The organism is Serratia grimesii (genome assembly GCF_900186025.1).
Taxonomy (GTDB): domain Bacteria; phylum Pseudomonadota; class Gammaproteobacteria; order Enterobacterales; family Enterobacteriaceae; genus Serratia; species Serratia grimesii.
Window position 1 is genome coordinate 1,046,114 of record NZ_LT883155.1, and the last position, 18,951, is coordinate 1,065,064.

The 18,951-nt window shown below is 51.7% G+C and carries 14 protein-coding genes; 9 read left to right on the forward strand and 5 right to left on the reverse strand.

The features are described 5' to 3' along the window. The first annotated feature begins 11 nt into the window (after window positions 1-11). The 3 genes from SGBXF1_RS04870 (at window position 12) to proY (ending at window position 4,326) form a co-directional block, all read left to right on the forward strand. Window positions 12-950, forward strand: a complete 939-nt coding sequence (locus SGBXF1_RS04870) for a PstS family phosphate ABC transporter substrate-binding protein (protein WP_037425990.1) — start codon at window positions 12-14, stop codon at window positions 948-950. Window positions 951-1,528: 578 nt separating this feature from the next. Continuing rightward, window positions 1,529-2,848: a branched-chain amino acid transport system II carrier protein gene (gene brnQ, locus SGBXF1_RS04875; protein WP_037425978.1), complete on the forward strand. Its 1,320-nt coding sequence runs from the start codon at window positions 1,529-1,531 to the stop codon at window positions 2,846-2,848. A gap of 71 nt (window positions 2,849-2,919) precedes the next feature. Further along, window positions 2,920-4,326 (forward strand): proline-specific permease ProY, encoded by a 1,407-nt coding sequence (gene proY / locus SGBXF1_RS04880; RefSeq protein WP_037425981.1) that lies wholly within the window; start codon window positions 2,920-2,922, stop codon window positions 4,324-4,326. 33 nt (window positions 4,327-4,359) lie between these two features. Here proY and SGBXF1_RS04885 read toward each other — a convergent pair whose 3' ends face one another. Further along, window positions 4,360-4,623: a hypothetical protein gene (locus SGBXF1_RS04885; protein WP_037425984.1), complete on the reverse strand. Its 264-nt coding sequence runs from the start codon at window positions 4,621-4,623 to the stop codon at window positions 4,360-4,362. Between the two features lie 131 nt (window positions 4,624-4,754). Continuing rightward, window positions 4,755-6,020, reverse strand: coding sequence for a mechanosensitive ion channel family protein (locus SGBXF1_RS04890; protein ID WP_186427915.1), 1,266 nt, complete (start codon window positions 6,018-6,020; stop codon window positions 4,755-4,757). 247 nt (window positions 6,021-6,267) lie between these two features. Between SGBXF1_RS04890 and malZ the strand changes: the two genes are divergently transcribed. Beyond that, window positions 6,268-8,091, forward strand: a complete 1,824-nt coding sequence (gene malZ, locus SGBXF1_RS04895; RefSeq protein WP_186427916.1) for a maltodextrin glucosidase — start codon at window positions 6,268-6,270, stop codon at window positions 8,089-8,091. Window positions 8,092-8,156: 65 nt separating this feature from the next. Here the strand turns inward: malZ and ggt are convergent, their stop codons facing one another. From ggt to SGBXF1_RS04910, 3 genes are all read right to left on the reverse strand, one after another. Then, complete coding sequence (gene ggt, locus SGBXF1_RS04900) at window positions 8,157-9,920, reverse strand: gamma-glutamyltransferase (protein ID WP_186427917.1); 1,764 nt, start codon at window positions 9,918-9,920, stop codon at window positions 8,157-8,159. Window positions 9,921-10,150: 230 nt separating this feature from the next. Then, window positions 10,151-10,753: a peroxiredoxin C gene (locus tag SGBXF1_RS04905; RefSeq protein ID WP_020825459.1), complete on the reverse strand. Its 603-nt coding sequence runs from the start codon at window positions 10,751-10,753 to the stop codon at window positions 10,151-10,153. Between the two features lie 229 nt (window positions 10,754-10,982). Next, window positions 10,983-11,564, reverse strand: coding sequence for an ACP phosphodiesterase (locus SGBXF1_RS04910; RefSeq protein ID WP_186427918.1), 582 nt, complete (start codon window positions 11,562-11,564; stop codon window positions 10,983-10,985). A 120-nt stretch (window positions 11,565-11,684) separates the two neighbouring features. On the opposite strand from SGBXF1_RS04910, the gene queA reads away from it, so the two are divergent. From queA to secD, 5 genes are all read left to right on the forward strand, one after another. Beyond that, the gene (queA, locus tag SGBXF1_RS04915) at window positions 11,685-12,764 is read left to right on the forward strand and encodes a tRNA preQ1(34) S-adenosylmethionine ribosyltransferase-isomerase QueA (RefSeq protein ID WP_061806780.1); all 1,080 of its coding nucleotides are present in this window, start codon (window positions 11,685-11,687) and stop codon (window positions 12,762-12,764) included. A gap of 800 nt (window positions 12,765-13,564) precedes the next feature. Beyond that, window positions 13,565-15,313 carry a hypothetical protein gene (locus SGBXF1_RS04920; RefSeq protein WP_186427919.1) on the forward strand — a complete coding sequence of 583 codons (1,749 nt, stop codon included), beginning with the start codon at window positions 13,565-13,567 and terminating at the stop codon, window positions 15,311-15,313. Window positions 15,314-15,581: 268 nt separating this feature from the next. Continuing rightward, window positions 15,582-16,706: a tRNA guanosine(34) transglycosylase Tgt gene (gene tgt / locus SGBXF1_RS04925; RefSeq protein WP_037424353.1), complete on the forward strand. Its 1,125-nt coding sequence runs from the start codon at window positions 15,582-15,584 to the stop codon at window positions 16,704-16,706. A 33-nt stretch (window positions 16,707-16,739) separates the two neighbouring features. Beyond that, complete coding sequence (yajC, locus tag SGBXF1_RS04930) at window positions 16,740-17,072, forward strand: preprotein translocase subunit YajC (protein WP_012005503.1); 333 nt, start codon at window positions 16,740-16,742, stop codon at window positions 17,070-17,072. Window positions 17,073-17,097: 25 nt separating this feature from the next. Continuing rightward, window positions 17,098-18,945, forward strand: a complete 1,848-nt coding sequence (secD, locus tag SGBXF1_RS04935; protein WP_073963408.1) for a protein translocase subunit SecD — start codon at window positions 17,098-17,100, stop codon at window positions 18,943-18,945. Window positions 18,946-18,951: the final 6 nt, after the last annotated feature.

The following is an 18,951-nucleotide window of genomic DNA, read 5'->3' on the forward strand; positions in this document are numbered from 1 at the left end:
GAGAGGCTGGCATGATCCGAATTACCCGAGGGCTACTGCTTTGCCTGGCGCTGCTGGCAAGCCGTGGCGCATTGGCGCAGCCGGACGGCATGCTGTCCGGCAACTTGTCGAGTGTCGGTTCAGATACGTTGGCAAATCTCATGGCGCTGTGGGCGCAGGATTTCAGTCAGCATTATCCCAACGTTAATTTGCAGATCCAGGCTGCGGGGTCCTCAACTGCACCAACCGCACTGGCGGCAGGTGCGGCGCAGCTTGGGCCGATGAGCCGACCGATGAAGGCGGCGGAGGTTTCGGCGTTCGAGCATCGCTATGGCTATGCGCCGCTGGCCGTGCCGGTCGCCGTCGATGCGCTGGTGGTGCTGGTCCATCAGGACAACCCATTGCGTGGGCTTAACCTGCAGCAGCTTGACCGAATTTTTTCCGCCACGCTGCGCTGTGGTGAAAACCAGCCGTTGACGCGCTGGGGGGAATTGGGATTGACCGGCGATTGGCAGCAGCGAACCTTGCAACGTTTTGGGCGTAATTCGGCCTCTGGAACTTACGGCTATTTCAAATTGCGTGCGCTGTGCGGCGGTGATTTTATGCCGCGCGTCAATGAATTGCCCGGTTCTGCATCGGTAGTGCAGGCCGTTGCCGGTTCACTAAATAGCATTGGATACGCCAGCATCGGTTTTCGGGCCAGTGGTGTGCGGCTATTGCCGTTGGCGGAGTCTGGGGAAAACTACATCACCCCCAATGACACCAATGTACGCAATGGCAGTTACCCATTGTCGCGCTACCTGTATATCTACATCAACAAAGCGCCCAACCAGCCGTTGGAGCCGCTGACCGCTGCCTTCCTCGATCGTGTGCTGTCTGATACCGGGCAAAACCTGGTTAATCACGACGGCTATCTGCCACTGCCCCCCGATACCTTGCGTAAAACACGATTAGCATTGGGCTTAAAATAAGCGCCCAGGAACAACTATCATGATTTGGCGCTACGCGTGCGGCGATGAACCTGCCGCGTTCTGGGTCATTTGACGACAGACGCAGTGGAATAAGCTACAAAACGTAATGCGCGCCATTTAGCGGGTTTGCTAAGGGCAAAAATCTGTTCATACCGCGCGGAAACTGAGTGTTTATTGGCGTTTTCGCGCGACCAATAGCTTTATGCTTCACGTTTTGTGAGATGCCTGCTCAAAAATGATACAAATCATGTATTGTATATTTATTGATAGCCACTATGATCGACTGGTGCTGAAAGATTATCTGGTCGATAGCTCTGCTTTTTGTCATGCGCCTTGCCTTTCAGCGCTATAAACGTTTAACTTAGGCCTCGTTGTCGGACTAAACCTCCATTTATAACTCTTAAAACTCTGCCCATCATCATGAGTGGTCACTTTCGAATAAGGACAAAGCGCCGGACGTTATGCGTTTTCTGCTCTTATTGGTCTCGCGATGAAATGGCAAGCCGGCAACCGGGTGGGGCATAACGCCACCACGTATCGGGCACTTTTTTTCATTTGAACAGGCAACACGACATCGTATGAGTCATCGTTTAACGTCAAAAGATATTATCGCATTAGGTTTTATGACCTTTGCCTTATTCGTCGGCGCCGGGAATATCATTTTCCCGCCGATGGTCGGTTTACAGTCCGGTGAGCACGTCTGGACTGCAGCTATTGGCTTCCTGATTACTGCCGTCGGTCTACCTGTGATGACGGTGATCGCGCTGGCGCGTGTCGGTGGCGGCATTGATGCTCTGAGCACGCCAATTGGCCGTCGCGCGGGTCTGCTGTTGGCGACTGTCTGCTATCTGGCTGTGGGCCCACTGTTTGCCACGCCGCGCACCGCGACCGTCTCCTTCGAAGTGGGTATTGCACCACTGACCGGTGATGGTGCCATGCCGTTGTTTATTTATAGCTTGGTGTATTTCGCACTGGTGATCGGCATTTCCCTGTATCCGGGCCGTCTGCTCGATACCGTGGGACACGTGTTGGCACCGCTGAAAATTGTTGCGCTGGGTGCGCTCGGCATTGCCGCGCTGGCCTGGCCTGCGGGTACGCCAATTCCGGCGACTGAGGTTTATCAGAACGTTCCGTTCTCTACCGGCTTCGTTAACGGCTATCTGACTATGGATACGCTAGGCGCACTGGTGTTTGGTATCGTTATCGTTAATGCCGCGCGTTCCCGTGGTGTGAAAGATGCCGGTCTGCTGACGCGTTATACCATTCTTGCTGGTTTGATCGCCGGTGTGGGCCTGACGCTGGTTTACCTGAGCCTGTTCAAGCTGGGTTCTGGTAGCGGTGTACTGGTTCCTGATGCCACCAATGGCGCAGTGATTCTGCATGCCTATGTACAAAACACCTTCGGTGGATTGGGCAGCTTCTTCCTGGCAGCGTTGATTTTCATCGCCTGTATGGTAACAGCGGTGGGCCTGACCTGTGCTTGCGCCGAGTTCTTTGCCCAGTACCTGCCCTTCTCCTATAAGACGCTGGTGTTTATCCTGGGGCTGTTCTCAATGCTGGTTTCAAACCTGGGCCTGAGCCATCTGATTCAGATCTCTATCCCGGTGCTGACCGCGATTTATCCGCCGTGTATCGTGCTGGTGGTGCTGAGTTTCACCCTGCGTTGGTGGAACAGCGCGCCGCGAATCATCGCGCCGGTGATGTTAGTCAGCCTGTTGTTTGGTATCCTTGACGCGGTGAAAGCGTCCACCTTCCAGCATTTCTTGCCGGATTGGACCAATCACCTGCCATTGGCTGATCAGGGACTGGCATGGTTGCCGCCGTCGCTGTTGATGCTGGTGCTGGTCGCAATTTATGACCGGGTTTGTACGCGCTCTGAAGTGACCGCGCACTCCTAATTCCCCGGCTAAATTTTGGGCCACGGACTTGTCCGTGGCTTTTTTACGTTTAAAAAACACGGGTTATCTTCATGCAACAACAGTCACCCGCCGCCCCTGCGGCCAATAAGCTGAAACGCGGCCTCAGTACACGTCACATTCGCTTTATGGCACTGGGCTCGGCTATCGGCACCGGTTTGTTCTACGGTTCGGCGGACGCCATTAAAATGGCCGGCCCGAGCGTTTTGTTGGCCTACCTGATTGGCGGTATTGTCGCCTTTATCATCATGCGCGCGCTGGGCGAGATGTCGGTCAACAACCCACAGGCCAGTTCGTTTTCACGCTATGCGCAGGATTACCTTGGCCCGATGGCTGGGTATATCACCGGCTGGACCTACTGTTTCGAAATCCTGATCGTTGCCATTGCCGATGTGACCGCTTTCGGTATCTATATGGGCATTTGGTTCCCTGAAGTGCCGCATTGGATTTGGGTGCTGAGCGTGGTGCTGGTGATAGGCGCTATCAACTTGATGAGCGTGAAGGTATTCGGTGAGCTGGAGTTCTGGTTCTCGTTCTTTAAAGTGGCCACCATCATTATCATGATTGCTGCGGGTATCGGCATCATCATCTGGGGGATTGGCAACGGCGGGCAACCGACTGGGATTCATAACCTGTGGTCCAACGGCGGTTTCTTCAGCAACGGCTTTATTGGCATGATCCTGTCGCTGCAACTGGTGATGTTTGCCTACGGCGGCATCGAAATTATTGGTATCACCGCCGGTGAAGCCAAAGACCCGAAAACCTCGATTCCCAAGGCCATCAACTCGGTGCCATGGCGTATTCTGGTGTTTTATGTCGGTACGCTGTTCGTCATCATGTCGATCTACCCGTGGAACCAGGTGGGGACTAACGGCAGCCCGTTCGTGCTGACCTTCCAGCACATGGGCATTACTGTGGCGGCGGGTATTCTTAACTTTGTGGTGATCACTGCATCGTTGTCTGCAATTAACAGCGATGTGTTTGGTGTTGGCCGCATGCTGCACGGCATGGCCGAACAGGGCCACGCGCCGAAGATGTTCAGCAAGGTCTCCAAACGCGGTATCCCGTGGGTCACGGTTGTGGTGATGATGTTCGCGTTGCTGCTGGCGGTATACCTGAACTACATCATGCCGGAAAATGTGTTCCTGGTGATTGCCTCACTGGCGACTTTCGCGACTGTGTGGGTGTGGATCATGATTTTGTTCTCGCAGATTGCTTTCCGCCGGAGCCTGAGCAAAGAGCAGGTGAAGAACCTGGCCTTCCCACTACGAGGCGGCGTGTTCACGTCAGTGGTGGCGATCATCTTCCTGGTGTTTATCATCGGTTTGATAGGTTACTTCCCAACCACACGCGTATCCCTGTATGCGGGTCTGGTATGGGTCGTGGTGCTGTTGGCAGGGTATTACTTCAAGGTTAATCGTCAGAAAAAATTGACGGTGCTGGCCCAACAGCAGGATTGAAAATAAAAACACCGGCCTTGCGCCGGTGTTTTTTTATTGCTTATCTTCCGGTTCGTCGTCACCAGAGGCGCGGGCTTCAATACGCAGACTACTGTCGTTCAATCGTTCTTCTTGCTCTTCGCCTGCTGCGCGCGACAGTATCTCACGGATATCCTGCATATTCCGGCTCAGGGTACTCAGTGCCGGTTGTAAGGTGCGGCTCATACGACTTTCGTCCAGTGAGGCGCTGTGCAGGCAGCTAACAAACATCAGGGCGGCCAACAGAGTAAACAGCCGATGGCGTAATGATTTCAGCAATCCTCTTTTCCTTCAGTGCTCGTTAATCAATGTATTAACGCTGTTTTCATGCCGAAAGAAAAGTGTACTGAGACATCCGTTGCCCCTGGGTTGAGAGTCATTACCGGCAGAAACAGTTACGTCAGTCTGCGTCAGGAAATCTCTGCGGTCTGCCGCATTTGGCTGAGCATGCTGCGCATGTCGTTGCCAGTTGGCGTTTGATGCACCCGCAGATCGAATTCGTTAATGACCGCCAGAATATGGTCAAAGATATCAGATTGAATACTTTCGTATTCCGCCCAGACCGTGGTGTTGGTGAAGGCATAAATTTCCAACGGCAATCCCTCCGGCAGCGGAGCTAACTGGCGCACCATCAGCGTCATATTTTGGTGAATATGCGGGTGGGCGCGCAGATACGCCACCAGATAAGCACGCAATGTACCCAGATTGGTCAGGCGGCGGCCGTTGAGTGGAGAACTGAGATCTACGGCAATCTGCTGGTTATGCTGGCTTAACTCCTGCGTTTTATCGTTCAGATAACGTTGCAGCAGCGGATTGCGGTTCAGCCGCTGTTGCTCTTCATCCGACAAAAAATGCACGCTGGTAGTATCGATATTGATGCTGCGCTTAATGCGGCGTCCACCGGATTCCGACATTGAACGCCAGTTCTTAAAGGAGTCGGAGATCAGTGCGTAGGTCGGGATGGTCGTCACGGTATTGTCCCAGTTACGTACTTTTACCGTGGTCAGACCGATGTCGGTGACTGCGCCGTCCGCACCGTATTTTGGCATCTCCAACCAGTCGCCGATGGTCAGCATGTCGTTGGCGGAAAGCTGGATACCGGCTACCAGCCCGAGGATCGGGTCTTTAAACACCAGCATCAGTACTGCGGTCATCGCCCCCAAGCCGCTGAGCAGCAGCAAGGGCGATTTGCCCATCAGCAGTGACACAATCATGATGCCAATCAGAATGGCGGCGACCAGCTTCAGCCCCTGAAAAATACCGCGCAATGGCAACTGGTTTGAAATCGGGCTTTGACGCAGCATTGCCAACAGCGTATCGAGCAGAGAAAACAGCGACAGCAGGGCGAAGCCCATGATCCACACCTGGGCAGCGGTGACAATAATCGCCTGCGTCTGGCTGCCTGCGTGGAGCCACAGTACCGCCTGCAAATTAATGATCACCCCTTGCAGTAGCAGAGCCACACGCTGGAATAGCTTGTATTGGGTAAGTGCTTGCTGCCATACCCGTTGCGATTGCTGACCGCGACGTTGGATCGCCGCCAATACGACGCGATGCAACACCAGGTGGATCACTACCGAGATGAGAACGATCAATCCCAGCACCATCAGCAGAGACATCACGCCACTGAATTCCAGCCCAAACTTCTCTAGCCACAGGGTTATCTGTTGTTGCATTACTGCTCCTTAAAAAATGCGCAAAAAATATCCAATACACTCAAAAGACGTTAGCCTAATGGCTGCGGGCCATAATGTGCGCCTGTTTACCCTTTTTTACATAGGGTTGCCGCTGACTGACGCTCTCCACCCCCCGGCTCCTCCCCGAGTTTGCAAGCCAGAGAGGAGGGGGACTTGCACTCAACGTGGCATTGTTCGTGGCATTGAATAACGTCGTCGATTTCGTTTTGTACAGCAGGAGAACAGTATGCTTAATGCCTGGCATCAACCGGTCCCGCCTTTCGTGGTGAAAAAGGGACAACGCCTGGATATCACGTTCTGGTTACAAGGGGATGATCTGCCCGAGCGCGTGTTCTTACGCGCCGAGCCGGATAATGAAGAATGGCTGTTGATCATGAAAACGCAGTGCGTTGAAGGTATGTCTCGCTATCAGGCCAGCCTGACGCTGAATGAAGGAGAGCCGACTCGCCGTTACTGCTTCAAACTGGTTTGGTGCGATCGGCAGCACTGGTTCGGGCCACAAGGGTGGTCGGTGACGCCGCCGGGACAATTGGCACAGTTTGCGGTCGATGTACCTGATAGCAGCCCGGTCTGGGTGGCTGACCAGATTTTTTATCAAATTTTTCCCGACCGTTTTGCCAGTAGCGGTGGCGGGCATGGTATTCAAAGCGGCAGCTATCGCCATCATGCTGCGGGTTGTGACGTTGTACGCCATGACTGGCAACATCCGTTGGAAGACCGTCATGCCGCATCCACCTTCTATGGTGGTGATTTGGATGGTATCAGCCAAAAGCTGCCTTATCTGCAAGAGTTGGGCGTAACGGCGCTGTACCTGAACCCGATTTTCACCGCGCCCAGCGTGCACAAATACGATACCGAAGACTATTACCAGGTCGATCCCTATTTTGGTGGTAATGCTGCTTTGCAACGTTTGCGAGTGAGCACTCACAAGGTAGGGATGAAACTGGTGCTAGACGGGGTGTTTAACCATACCGGCGATTCGCATGCGTGGTTTGATCGCCACCAGCAAGGTGAGAACGGCGCTTGCCACCACCCAGAGTCGCCGTACCGTGGCTGGTTTAATTTCTACCCTGATGGCCGCGCGCTTGATTGGAAAGGCAATGCCAGCCTGCCAAAACTCAACTTTGCCGAACCGCAGGTCGCAGAGGCGATTTATCGCGGTGACGGCAGTGTGGTGCGCCACTGGTTACGCCCGCCGTATAGCATTGATGGTTGGCGACTGGATGTCGTGCATATGTTGGGGGAGAACGGCGGCGCGACCGGCAATTTGCAGCATCTTGCGGGGATTTATCAGGCGGTAAAACAGGAAAACCCGCAAGCTTACATACTGGGTGAGCATTTTGGTGATGCACGTCGTTGGCTGCATGCCGGTGTGGAAGATGCGGCAATGAACTATATGGGGTTCGCTCTTCCTGTACGGGGGTTCCTTGCTGGGCTGGACGTAGCGCATCATCCGGTTCAGATGGATGCCGCGGATTGCGTCCAGTGGATGGATGACTACCGGGCCGGGCTACCACATGGCCGTCAACTGATTCAGTTCAACCAGCTTGATAGCCACGACACCGCGCGTTTTCTGACGCTGTTGCAAGGCAACCAAGCGCGGATGCGTATGGCAGCGGTGTGGCTGATGAGTTGGATCGGTGTGCCTTGTTTATATTATGGTGACGAGATTGGCCTTGATGGTGCTAACGACCCGTTCTGCCGTAAGCCGTTCCCGTGGGATGAAAGCCAGTGGGATCAGAGCCTGTTGGCCTTATTCCAGCGCATGGCGGCGTTGCGTAAACAGAGTCTGGCGCTGCGTCGTGGCGGCTGTCAGGTGTTGCATGCCACCGGTGAAACGCTGGCGTTTGTGCGCATCTATCAACAGGAACAGGTGCTGGTGGTGTTACAACGCGGAGGCAGAGGCGCAGTGACGTTGCCGCACAGTCCGCTGCTGGCCGCAGGTAAATGGCAACGGTTGGAAGGGAATGGCGAGTTGAATGACGAGCAGAGTGCTGTGTCCCTGCAACTGAACGAGGAGTCGGTAACCCTGTGGCGGCGCGTGGGCTAAGGGTGTGAAGGGGCCGATATACCGGCCCCTTAGTGGGTTAGTGGGCGTTCACACGCCCAGTCAGATCAATAACCTACTGCGGAACCGGCTGGGCGGCGGACGTCATTCGCACCATACAGGTAACCTTCGCGTACCTTGCCAGAAACTGCGGAGTCGTTTCCGGAGTTAGCAGGCGTAACGCCGACCGCGCCAGGTAAGCCAACCAGGATCAGTTCGGCGGCGCCCCATGGCGTTTGTTCTACCATCTTGTAGCCCATACCACTGAGCAGTTTCAGCGTATCGGCAGAAACCCCACGCTGTTCGTAGTAAACCTCATCCGGAAGCCATTGATGGTGGATACGCGGTGCATCTACGGCCTCTTGCGGCGCCATACCGTGGTCGATCACGTTCAGTGCGGTCTGCAAGGTAATCGTGATGATGCGCGATCCGCCTGGCGAACCTAGCACCATAAAGATTTTATTGTCTTTGGTCACCAATGTCGGGCTCATTGACGATAGTGGGCGCTTACCGGGGGCAATGCTGTTGGCAGTGCCTTGCACCAGCCCATAGAGGTTTTTCTCCCCGACCTTGACGGTAAAGTCGTCCATTTCATCGTTGAGGAAGAAGCCGGTGCCAGGGGCAATCACCACCGCACCAAAGCGACCGTTGACGGTATAGGTGGTAGAAACGGCGTTGCCATCATGATCGACAATCGAGTAGTGGGTTGTTTCCGGCTTTTCGTGGGGCTCCATACCGGGTTGGACATTCTCTGACGGTGTGGCTTTGTCAGCGACGATTTTCTTGCGGATCTCCTCGGCGTAGCTCTTGCTGACCAATCTGTCGATCGGGTTTTTGATGAACTCCGGGTCACCGAGATAGGTATTACGGTCCATATAGGCGTGGCGCATGGCTTCGGTCATGGTGTGGATGGCCGCCGCCGAGTTAAAGCCCATGCTTTTCAGGTCGTAGCCTTCGACCACGTTAAGGATTTCGCACAGTGTCACACCGCCTGAGCTGGGTGGCGGTGCCGAAACAAATTTATAGCCGCGATAACTACAGGTAATCGGCGGGGTTTCGGTGACGTTGTAGTTGGCGAAGTCGGCCGCCGTCAGAATACCGCCGCCCTGTTTGGCTGCTGCTTCTACCGCTTGCGGGATTTTACCCTTATAAAAGGCATCCGGGCCGTCTTTGGCGATGGCTTCCAGGGTATTGGCCAGGTCGCTTTGCACCAGACGATCGCCCGGCTGTAGCGCCGTGCCGTCTGGGCGCAGGAAGATCTTGGCGGATTCTGGATCCTGCTTAAAGCGTGCGACAGTGGTATCGAGGATGTCGGTATCGGCACGGGTCAGTATAAAACCCTCTCGCGCCAGTTTGATTGCCGGTTCCATCACCTGTTCACGGCTCAGTTTGCCGTATTTCTTGCGTGCGGTTTCCATGCCAAGCACGGTGCCTGGGACACCCGCCGCCAAATAACCGTACAGACTGGCCCCTTTCTTCACGTTACCGTCAGCATCCAGGTACATGTTGGCGCTGGCCGCTGCTGGTGCGGTTTCGCGGAAGTTAATAAAGGTATCGGTGCCGTCGGCCAGGTGCACCGTCATAAAGCCGCCGCCGCCGATGTTGCCGCAACACGGGTTGACTACCGCTTGCGCATAGCCCACGGCTACGGCTGCATCAATCGCGTTGCCACCCAGTTTAAGGATATCGACACCGACCTGTGAGGCCAGATGTTGAGATGTCACCACCATGCCATTTTTGGCTTCGACAGCCGGATTGGATGCGGCATACAGGCTACTGCTGACGAGCAGCGCTGCCATGGTCAGCGGTTTGCTCCATTTTTGTAAAAACATAGTTATTCCTACCCTGTCAGTTTTCTTATTGTGTTTGGCTTGCCATTTTTGCAGTGCAAACTGCGGGCCAGCGTATTGATACTAGCTACAGTTAAGGGATTGCGCGGAAAACAGCCGGGGAAATGTGAGCGGAAACAAGGAAATGAAGCACGGAAAGGGGGCAGGACGCCCTAATTTGGCGCAAAAAAAAACCGGCCACAAGGGCCGGTTGATACACTCACAGGCTGAAATTACAGCTTGGAAGCGTTCTCGGACAGGTATTTAGCTACGCCGTCTGGAGATGCGCCCATACCTGCTTTGCCTTTTTCCCACTGAGCCGGGCACACTTCGCCGTGTTGCTCGTGGAATTGCAGTGCGTCAACGGTACGGATCATTTCGTCGATGTTACGGCCGATTGGCAGGTCGTTAACAACCTGAGCGCGAACCACACCGTCTTTGTCGATCAGGAAAGAACCACGCAGGGCAACGCCTGCTTCTGGGTGCTCGATGCCGTAAGCTTTCTGAATTTCACGCTTGATGTCAGCAACCATTGCGTATTTCACTTCCCCGATGCCGCCATTCTCGACTGGGGTTTTACGCCATGCGTTGTGTACAAATTCGGAGTCGAATGAAACGCCAACCACTTCAACGCCACGCTTCTGGAATTCTTCATAGCGGTGATCGAAAGCGATCAGCTCAGAAGGACATACGAAGGTGAAGTCCATCGGCCAGAAGAACAGGACAGCTGGTTTGCCGTTCAGGTGCTTCTTGAAGTTGAAGTTTTCAACGATTTCGCCGTTGCCGAGTACGGCAGCTGCGGTGAAGTCAGGGGCTTGACGAGTTACCAGGACCATAATTACTCCTGTAATAGGTGTTAAGGGGTTGATGTAAAAGCAAGGGCCAGTATAGGGGCCACGACTTGTTGAATAAAGGGTAAAAGACCAATCAATGAGATAGCTTTTACCTATCAAAGTCGGTGATTAAATTTAGCGAGCTTTAAAAATAACCTTTTCCCATAAAAGGGCAAGGCTTAAAAAGCAATTTATTGTAAAGCGTCGCATTTTCAACGGTTTTGCTTGGGCCTCACAGCTTTTTATCTTTGGCTTGTTGCATCATCTGCGGATAAAACTGCCAAAATTGTATTTCAAGCTGATGGTAGTTGCGCTCTACGTCGGCGAAGGATCCAGCCAGTGCCGCCAAACGTGGACGACGGCTAGCCATACCCGCCAGCACGTTGCCGATAAACGGCAGTTCCGCATAACGCTCCAACCAGCGTTCCGGCCACAAATAACCATTTAAATTCTGGAAACGCGGTGGTGTCATCGGCAAATGCGGGGCGATCTGGTTACGGGCTTGCTGAGTAAAACCCTGTAGGCTGAGAGAGGGCTCCAGTTGCTGCCAGTGACGCGCCAGGAAGTGATCCCACACGACGTCGAGTGTGATGGGGGCTACGCGCCGATGCTCATCAGAGAAATAGTCGCGACAGGCTTTTACCTGAGGCAGGCTATCGGTTAGTACGTCGACACGGCGGTGCATCATAATACCGGCCACCACGTCGGGCTCGTACTCGCCTATAGGGTTGCCGCGTACGAAGTCGGCCAACAAATTGCCCAGTAATGAGCTTTCCGCCAGTGAGGCTAAATGAAGATGAGCGAGATAATTCATCCGGCAACTATACCTGAAGTCATGCAAATCCTCCTTATTTCTTGCCGCTGACCGCCCGCAGCTTTAGACTAGGCCGCCTGTTTTTTACCAACCAGTCCTATATTGAAGAAGTGAATAGCCATGCGCGTCGCCGATTTTTCGTTTGAACTTCCTGAGTCCCTGATTGCCCACTATCCCCAACCAGAGCGCAGCGGTTGCCGTTTGCTGCAGTTGGACGGGCCGAGTGGGGAGCTTAAGCATGGCGTCTTCACCGATCTGCTGGATAACCTGGAAGCCGGCGATCTGTTGGTGTTTAACAATACCCGAGTGATCCCTGCGCGTATGTTTGGCCGTAAGGTCAGCGGCGGCAAGATTGAAGTCCTGGTGGAGCGGGTATTGGACGATCATCGGGTGTTGGCGCATGTGCGAGCTTCTAAAGCCCCTAAGCCGGGCACCGACCTGCTGCTGGGGGACGACGAAAGTATCGCGGCCACGATGGTTGCGCGCCACGATACCTTGTTCGAACTGCGTTTCAATGACGAGCGGGATGTATTCACTATCCTTAATGCTGCCGGTCATATGCCACTGCCGCCGTATATCGATCGCCCGGACGAAGATGCCGACCGTGAGCTTTACCAGACGGTTTACAGCGAAAAACCGGGCGCAGTAGCGGCCCCGACCGCCGGACTGCACTTCGACGAGCCGCTGTTGGCTGCGCTGCGCGAGAAAGGCATTGAGATGGCGTTTGTCACCCTGCACGTGGGTGCGGGCACCTTCCAGCCAGTGCGGGTGGAAACCATTGAAGAGCACGTCATGCATGCCGAATATGCAGAAGTGCCGCAGGAGGTGGTTGACGCCGTATTAGCCTGCAAAGCGCGCGGTAAGCGTGTGGTGGCAGTCGGCACTACCTCGGTGCGTTCGCTGGAAAGCGCCGCTAACGCCAGCAAAGAGGCGTTAATTGCCCCGTTCTTCGACGACACCAGCATCTTTATCTTCCCGGGTTACCACTATCAGGTGGTTGACGCGCTGGTGACCAATTTCCATCTGCCGGAATCGACGCTGATTATGTTGGTTTCCGCTTTTGCCGGTTATAAAAACACCATGCATGCCTATCAGCAGGCAGTGGCCGAGCAGTACCGTTTCTTCAGCTATGGCGATGCGATGTTCATCAGCCGTAATCCGCAGGCGGAACAAGAGTCCGTCGGCGCAGATCCCCAGTAGAGTTCAAGACGTAGGGGGAGGTAAACGAACGAGGCCCTAGGCGCTTACTTAAGTAAACGTCTAGGGTGAGAACACGAAGTCAATATATCCGCAGCTTGAAGTATGACTATTATAATTATATTGAGTGATTTCCATAGGTGGAAATCACTGCTTTCTGCATTTTTACTCTATATTCCTCTGGTACTATAATGCTCTCTGATATTATATACTTGGATGTTTTTTATATTCCAACGGGTTGTGTGTGCGTTTTAATAACATCGTGGCGTTTGGTTTAAATTAATTTCACTATTTTTTATTGTTTGTTTATATTTTTTAAAATTATCAATGCAAATAATTTGTATTAATTTTGATGTCAGTGGTTATTTTGTGATTTTCAATTACATGATTTTTGTTGTGTGGTGAATGCCACAAGATAAATCAATTACTATATATATTCACTGGTATTATAATCTTATTGGTCACTATGATTATGAAACATTGTTAAATGCAGATGTTATAAAGTGTTGTTGTACCAACACCACTTAAAGGGATGTTTTTGAATATCGATAATGGATTGCATTAGCATGGGTGATGTTTTTATTTAGTTTAAAGATGACTTTTTTGATGGGAATAGAGTGATAACGGTTCGTATGTCACAGTGTCTAATCCGTTTATCAAAAAAATAATGACTATGTCATCTGCTGTAGAGGTGTCATTGTACAGTTACTGTTAGATAGCGCTTCATCGTTATTTAATGCTGAGATAAACGGGTTTTTACTTCATTAATCTATTTTTTTAGATATAAATAAGGGTATTAATTTATGAGCAATAGCGAGGGTTTAAATTTAATCAGTCGATGCAAGGATATTGCAACACTTAGAACAATAAATCCAACGGAGAACTTACAGCTTATTGATGTTGCTGAATACACTATTGGAGGGAAAGTTGGGGGGGGTTATTTCGTTTATGATATTACAGACACCAATAGTATAGATGATGGTGGTAGCGTGATTGTGGCTACCGGAGGTGCTCGTTGGAAGAGACGTACTGAGCAACTATTACCAATTCATTTCGGTGCTGTGCCAGGAAATAGTGTTGATGCAACCGAGGCTTTACGCCGCTATATATCTGCGTCAGAAAACCGAACTGTAGATTTCCGAGGAAGTTATTGGACGATATCAGGGACGCTTGATTTGATGAAGGTTTCTGGGATTATTGCTGATAATTCCTGCATATTCAAAGTAAATCCTAAGGAGTTTGACGGTGAGTGGGTAATAACAATTGGAGAACCAACGTTAAAATATAATCAAGGCCGTGCTAATCGTGTTGTAATTATTGGTAGTTTAATCGTCGATTCTACAAGTCGCGATGTGCCATTAAATGGGGTGTATTTAAAGGGGCAGTGGTTTAATATAGGGCATATTCGTGTTAATAATTTTAATGGTATTGGTATCAAACAGGAGGCTGTATGGGATTCAACAATTGATAGAATGTCTATTGAACTATGTGGCAACTCAACTTCATTTGCATATTCTCAAGAGGGTGGAGGAGATACTCATAACACGACACATATAAAATCATTGCAAGTAGAACAGTCATATAATAAAGCAATTAAAATGACCGGTGCCAGAGATGTTATAAATAATATCCATTGTGAAAGGACATATATTACAACACTAGATGATGGTTCAAAAACTACGTCAGGGCTTACATACATAACATGCTATTTTGGTCTTGGTAATTCAATAATAAACCAAGGGATCATTGATGCATATGCAGGACTGAAGGCACCAGATGGAACCCCTTGTTTGACTGCAAGTACATCCATAGTCTTGGCAATGGATTTCTCTACAATGAATAATATTTCAGCGGCCGAGTCTGTTGTTTCTTGTGGCTTTGGACACCAATCAGAATATAATGGTTTTACTGTCAAGGATATTTATATAGCAGAGCCGGCTGAAAAAATAACGTTACGTTCCCCGAGAATTACTGGAACTGTTTATTTGGGTTCGGAAGTTATTGTAGAGAATGGGGTTGTAAACAAGTTAACACCAAGAAATAATGCGTATAATATTATTGTAAGTGGTGGTTCGATAGTTACGCTAGATTACACACAAAACATTAGAGGGATGATAACATTTAATAATGTGACAATTTCAGGAGATATCTTGGATTTACGAGCTCCGGCAGGCTCTGGTTCTGGAACCTCTATCGGTGCACTGTACTCTCCAACTATATTTAATAATTGTAACCTAAATAAAGTGATTGGTTATTTCGGTTCAAGGGCTATTTTCAATGGTGGTCGTATTGCAACTGTTGCATTGGCATCTCAGTCTGCTTTTGAATTTTATAATGTTAAGGTTAATACTTTCGGCTACTCAGGTAACCGAGCATTTATAACTCGAGGTGTGCAAGCTGATACGGTGATAGCTTGGTCGGCACCAACTCACTATATTTGGCCTGTCGGTACGATAACTGAGCGTGTGGGGGGGGCTGCAAGTGGAGTAGGAATTATATATGTAAACCGTGGCAGTTTGGCTCAAGATTGGATGGCGATAGTATCAGTTTAATTAGTAGGTAAAATGTGTACGTAGATATTTCTCTTTGCATCTAGAGAGAATGTAAATGTGTGAAGAATTTCTTCAAATTATCACGAAGTAGCATAATTAGTTGGTGATAGGTTGGACTAGAACTAGGCCAGAAAATTAACATAAATCCACAAAGACTGGCCGGTATACGTATATGGGTACTGGTTGGCTTGTGGTGCGGGTTTGATGGTTGGTAGAATGCGCCTCTTTTTGTATCACGCCAGACTGTTTCTCTGGCGCTGGAGGCTTTGTGAAGTACGAATTAGACACAACCGATGGCCGCGCTCGCCGTGGCCGCCTGATCTTTGACCGTGGCGTGGTGGAAACCCCAGCCTTTATGCCTGTCGGTACTTACGGCACGGTAAAAGGCATGACGCCGGAAGAAGTAAAAGAGACCGGTGCACAGATCTTGTTGGGCAACACCTTCCACCTGTGGCTGCGCCCTGGGCAGGAGATCATGAAGCTGCATGGCGATCTGCATGATTTCATGCAATGGCATGGCCCGATCCTCACCGATTCCGGTGGCTTCCAGGTGTTCAGCCTGGGCGCGATGCGCAAAATCAAAGAGGAAGGCGTACATTTCCGTAATCCGATTAACGGCGATAAAGTCTTCCTCAGCCCTGAAAAATCGATGGAAATCCAGTATGACCTGGGTTCAGACATCGTGATGATCTTCGACGAATGTACGCCGTACCCGGCAGACTGGGACTACGCCAAGAGCTCGATGGAAATGTCTCTGCGCTGGGCAAAGCGCAGCCGTCAACGTTTTGATGAACTGAATAACAAGAACGCTTTATTCGGCATTATCCAGGGCGGTGTTTACGAAGATTTACGTGATGTATCAGTAAAAGGGCTGGTGGATATCGGTTTTGATGGTTACGCTGTGGGCGGCTTGGCAGTAGGCGAGCCAAAAGAGGATATGCACCGCATTCTTGAACATGTTTGCCCGCAAATTCCGGAAGATAAGCCACGTTACCTGATGGGCGTTGGCAAGCCGGAAGATCTGGTTGAAGGTGTGCGTCGCGGTATCGATATGTTCGACTGCGTGATGCCAACGCGTAATGCCCGTAACGGCCATCTGTTCGTGACTGACGGTGTGGTAAAAATCCGTAATGCCAAGCACAAGGATGATACTTCTCCGCTGGATAAAGACTGTGATTGCTACACATGTCGCAATTACAGCCGTGCCTACTTGCATCATCTCGATCGTTGCAACGAAATACTGGGTGCCCGATTGAACACCATTCATAACCTGCGTCACTACCAACGCCTGATGGCGGGTTTACGCGAGGCCATTGAACAGGGTAAATTAGAGCTGTTTGTTGCGGACTTCTACGGTCGGATCGGTAAACCGATTCCACCTTTAAACGCTTGAATTAATAATTGATAACTTAATGAGGGAATTTCAATGAGCTTTTTCATTTCTGACGCCGTCGCATCCGCAGGAGCTCCGTCTCAGGGAAGCCCGTACTCTCTGATCATTATGCTGGTGGTTTTTGGTCTGATTTTCTATTTCATGATCCTGCGTCCACAGCAGAAACGCGCTAAAGAGCACAAAAAACTGATGGACTCGATCGGTAAAGGTGATGAAGTGCTGACCACGGGTGGCCTGATTGGCCGCGTAACCAAAGTGGCTGACACCGGCATCATCGCCATTGCGCTGAACGACACCACGGAAGTGATGATCAAGCGTGACTTCGTGGCGGCCGTTCTGCCGAAAGGTACCATGAAGGCCCTGTAATTTTGTTTTCCCTAAGGGAATTGCCGTGCTAAACCGTTATCCTTTGTGGAAGTATCTGATGTTGATCGTGGTGATCATCGTCGGTCTGCTTTATGCGCTTCCCAACCTCTATGGTGAGGATCCGGCTGTACAAATCACTGGCGCGCGCGGTGTCGCCGCCAGTGAAACTACGCTGGACCAAGTCCGTACCGTATTAGAAAAAGACAAGATCGCGAGCAAGTCGATTGCGCTGGAAAATGGCGCAATCCTGGCTCGCTTTAGCAATCCTGATATTCAGCTGCGCGCCCGTGAAGCCTTGATGGCGGAGTTGGGTGACAAGTTTGTTGTTGCGCTGAACCTGGCTCCGGCTACGCCAGCCTGGTTGGCCATGCTGGGTGCAGAGCCGATGAAACTCGGTCTGGACCTGCGCGGTGGTGTGCACTTCCTGATGGAAGTGGACATGGACACTGCGCTGAGCAAGTTGCAGGAACAGACAATGGATACCCTGCGCAGCGAGCTGCGTGAAAAGGGCATTCCTTATGCGTCTATCCGCAAGCTGGACAACAATGGCGTGGAAGTGCGTTTCCGTGACGATGCTACCCGCGATCAGGCTATCAGCTACCTTAGCCCGCGTCAGCGCGATATGGTGTTCTCTGCCAACGGCACCAACACCCTGAAAGCCAGCTTGACGGATGCCCGTCTGAGCGAAGCTCGCGAATATGCGGTGCAACAAAACATCACTATCTTGCGTAACCGCGTGAACCAGCTCGGCGTTGCCGAACCGCTGGTACAACGTCAGGGCTCTGACCGTATTGTGGTCGAGCTGCCGGGTATTCAGGATACTGCGCGTGCCAAAGAGATTCTGGGCGCTACCGCGACGCTGGAGTTCCGTCTGGTTAACACCAATGCGGATGCCACAGCGGCAGCCAACGGCCGTGTGCCGGGTGACTCAGAAGTAAAAGACACGCGTGAAGGCCAGCCAGTTGTGCTGTACAAGCGTGTGATCCTGACCGGTGACCACATCACTGACTCGACTTCCAGCACTGACGAATACAACCAGCCGCAGGTTAATATCTCTCTGGATAGCGCCGGCGGTACGGCCATGTCTAACTTCACCAAGGACAATATCGGTAAGCCGATGGCGACCCTGTTTGTGGAGTATAAGGACAGCGGCAAAAAAGACGCCAACGGCCGCGCAATTCTGGTGAAACAGGAAGAAGTGATCAACGTGGCTAACATTCAGTCGCGTCTGGGCAACAGCTTCCGTATTACCGGCATTGGCAACCCGAACGAAGCACGCCAGCTTTCGCTGCTGCTGCGCGCCGGTGCGCTGATTGCGCCTATCCAGATCGTGGAAGAGCGTACTATCGGTCCAACCCTGGGACAGCAGAACATCACCCAAGGTTTGGAAGCCTGCTTGTGGGGCCTGGTGGCATCCATCGTATTTATGGTGGTTTGGTACCGTAAGTTCGGCATGATCGCAACCACGGCGCTGGTCGCCAACTTAGTGCTGATTGTCGGTGTGATGTCCCTGTTACCAGGGGCGACGCTGACCATGCCGGGTATTGCCGGTATCGTGCTAACGCTAGCGGTAGCGGTCGATGCCAACGTACTGATTAACGAACGTATCAAGGAAGAGCTGAAGAACGGACGTTCCGTTCAACAGGCGATCCATGAAGGCTATAAAGGCGCGTTCTCCAGTATCGTTGACGCCAACATCACTACCCTGATTACCGCGATCATTCTGTACGCAGTGGGCACCGGTTCAATCAAGGGCTTTGCGATTACCACCGCAATCGGTGTGGCGACGTCCATGTTCACCGCAATTGTCGGTACCCGTGCCATCGTCAACCTGCTTTACGGCGGCAAACGCATTAACAAGCTGTCTATCTGAGGAGTG

Excerpts from the sequence above, each read along its gene's own strand:
- queA (WP_061806780.1), top strand. The coding sequence starts at position 11,685 with ATGCGCGTCGCCGATTTTTCGTTTGAACTTCCTGAGTCCCTGATTGCC.
- proY (WP_037425981.1), top strand. The coding sequence starts at position 2,920 with ATGCAACAACAGTCACCCGCCGCCCCTGCGGCCAATAAGCTGAAACGC.
- brnQ (WP_037425978.1), top strand. The coding sequence starts at position 1,529 with ATGAGTCATCGTTTAACGTCAAAAGATATTATCGCATTAGGTTTTATG.
- ggt (WP_186427917.1), bottom strand. The coding sequence starts at position 9,920 with ATGTTTTTACAAAAATGGAGCAAACCGCTGACCATGGCAGCGCTGCTC.
- SGBXF1_RS04870 (WP_037425990.1), top strand. The coding sequence starts at position 12 with ATGATCCGAATTACCCGAGGGCTACTGCTTTGCCTGGCGCTGCTGGCA.
- SGBXF1_RS04905 (WP_020825459.1), bottom strand. The coding sequence starts at position 10,753 with ATGGTCCTGGTAACTCGTCAAGCCCCTGACTTCACCGCAGCTGCCGTA.
- SGBXF1_RS04910 (WP_186427918.1), bottom strand. The coding sequence starts at position 11,564 with ATGAATTATCTCGCTCATCTTCATTTAGCCTCACTGGCGGAAAGCTCA.
- SGBXF1_RS04890 (WP_186427915.1), bottom strand. The coding sequence starts at position 6,020 with ATGCAACAACAGATAACCCTGTGGCTAGAGAAGTTTGGGCTGGAATTC.
- malZ (WP_186427916.1), top strand. The coding sequence starts at position 6,268 with ATGCTTAATGCCTGGCATCAACCGGTCCCGCCTTTCGTGGTGAAAAAG.
- SGBXF1_RS04920 (WP_186427919.1), top strand. The coding sequence starts at position 13,565 with ATGAGCAATAGCGAGGGTTTAAATTTAATCAGTCGATGCAAGGATATT.
- yajC (WP_012005503.1), top strand. The coding sequence starts at position 16,740 with ATGAGCTTTTTCATTTCTGACGCCGTCGCATCCGCAGGAGCTCCGTCT.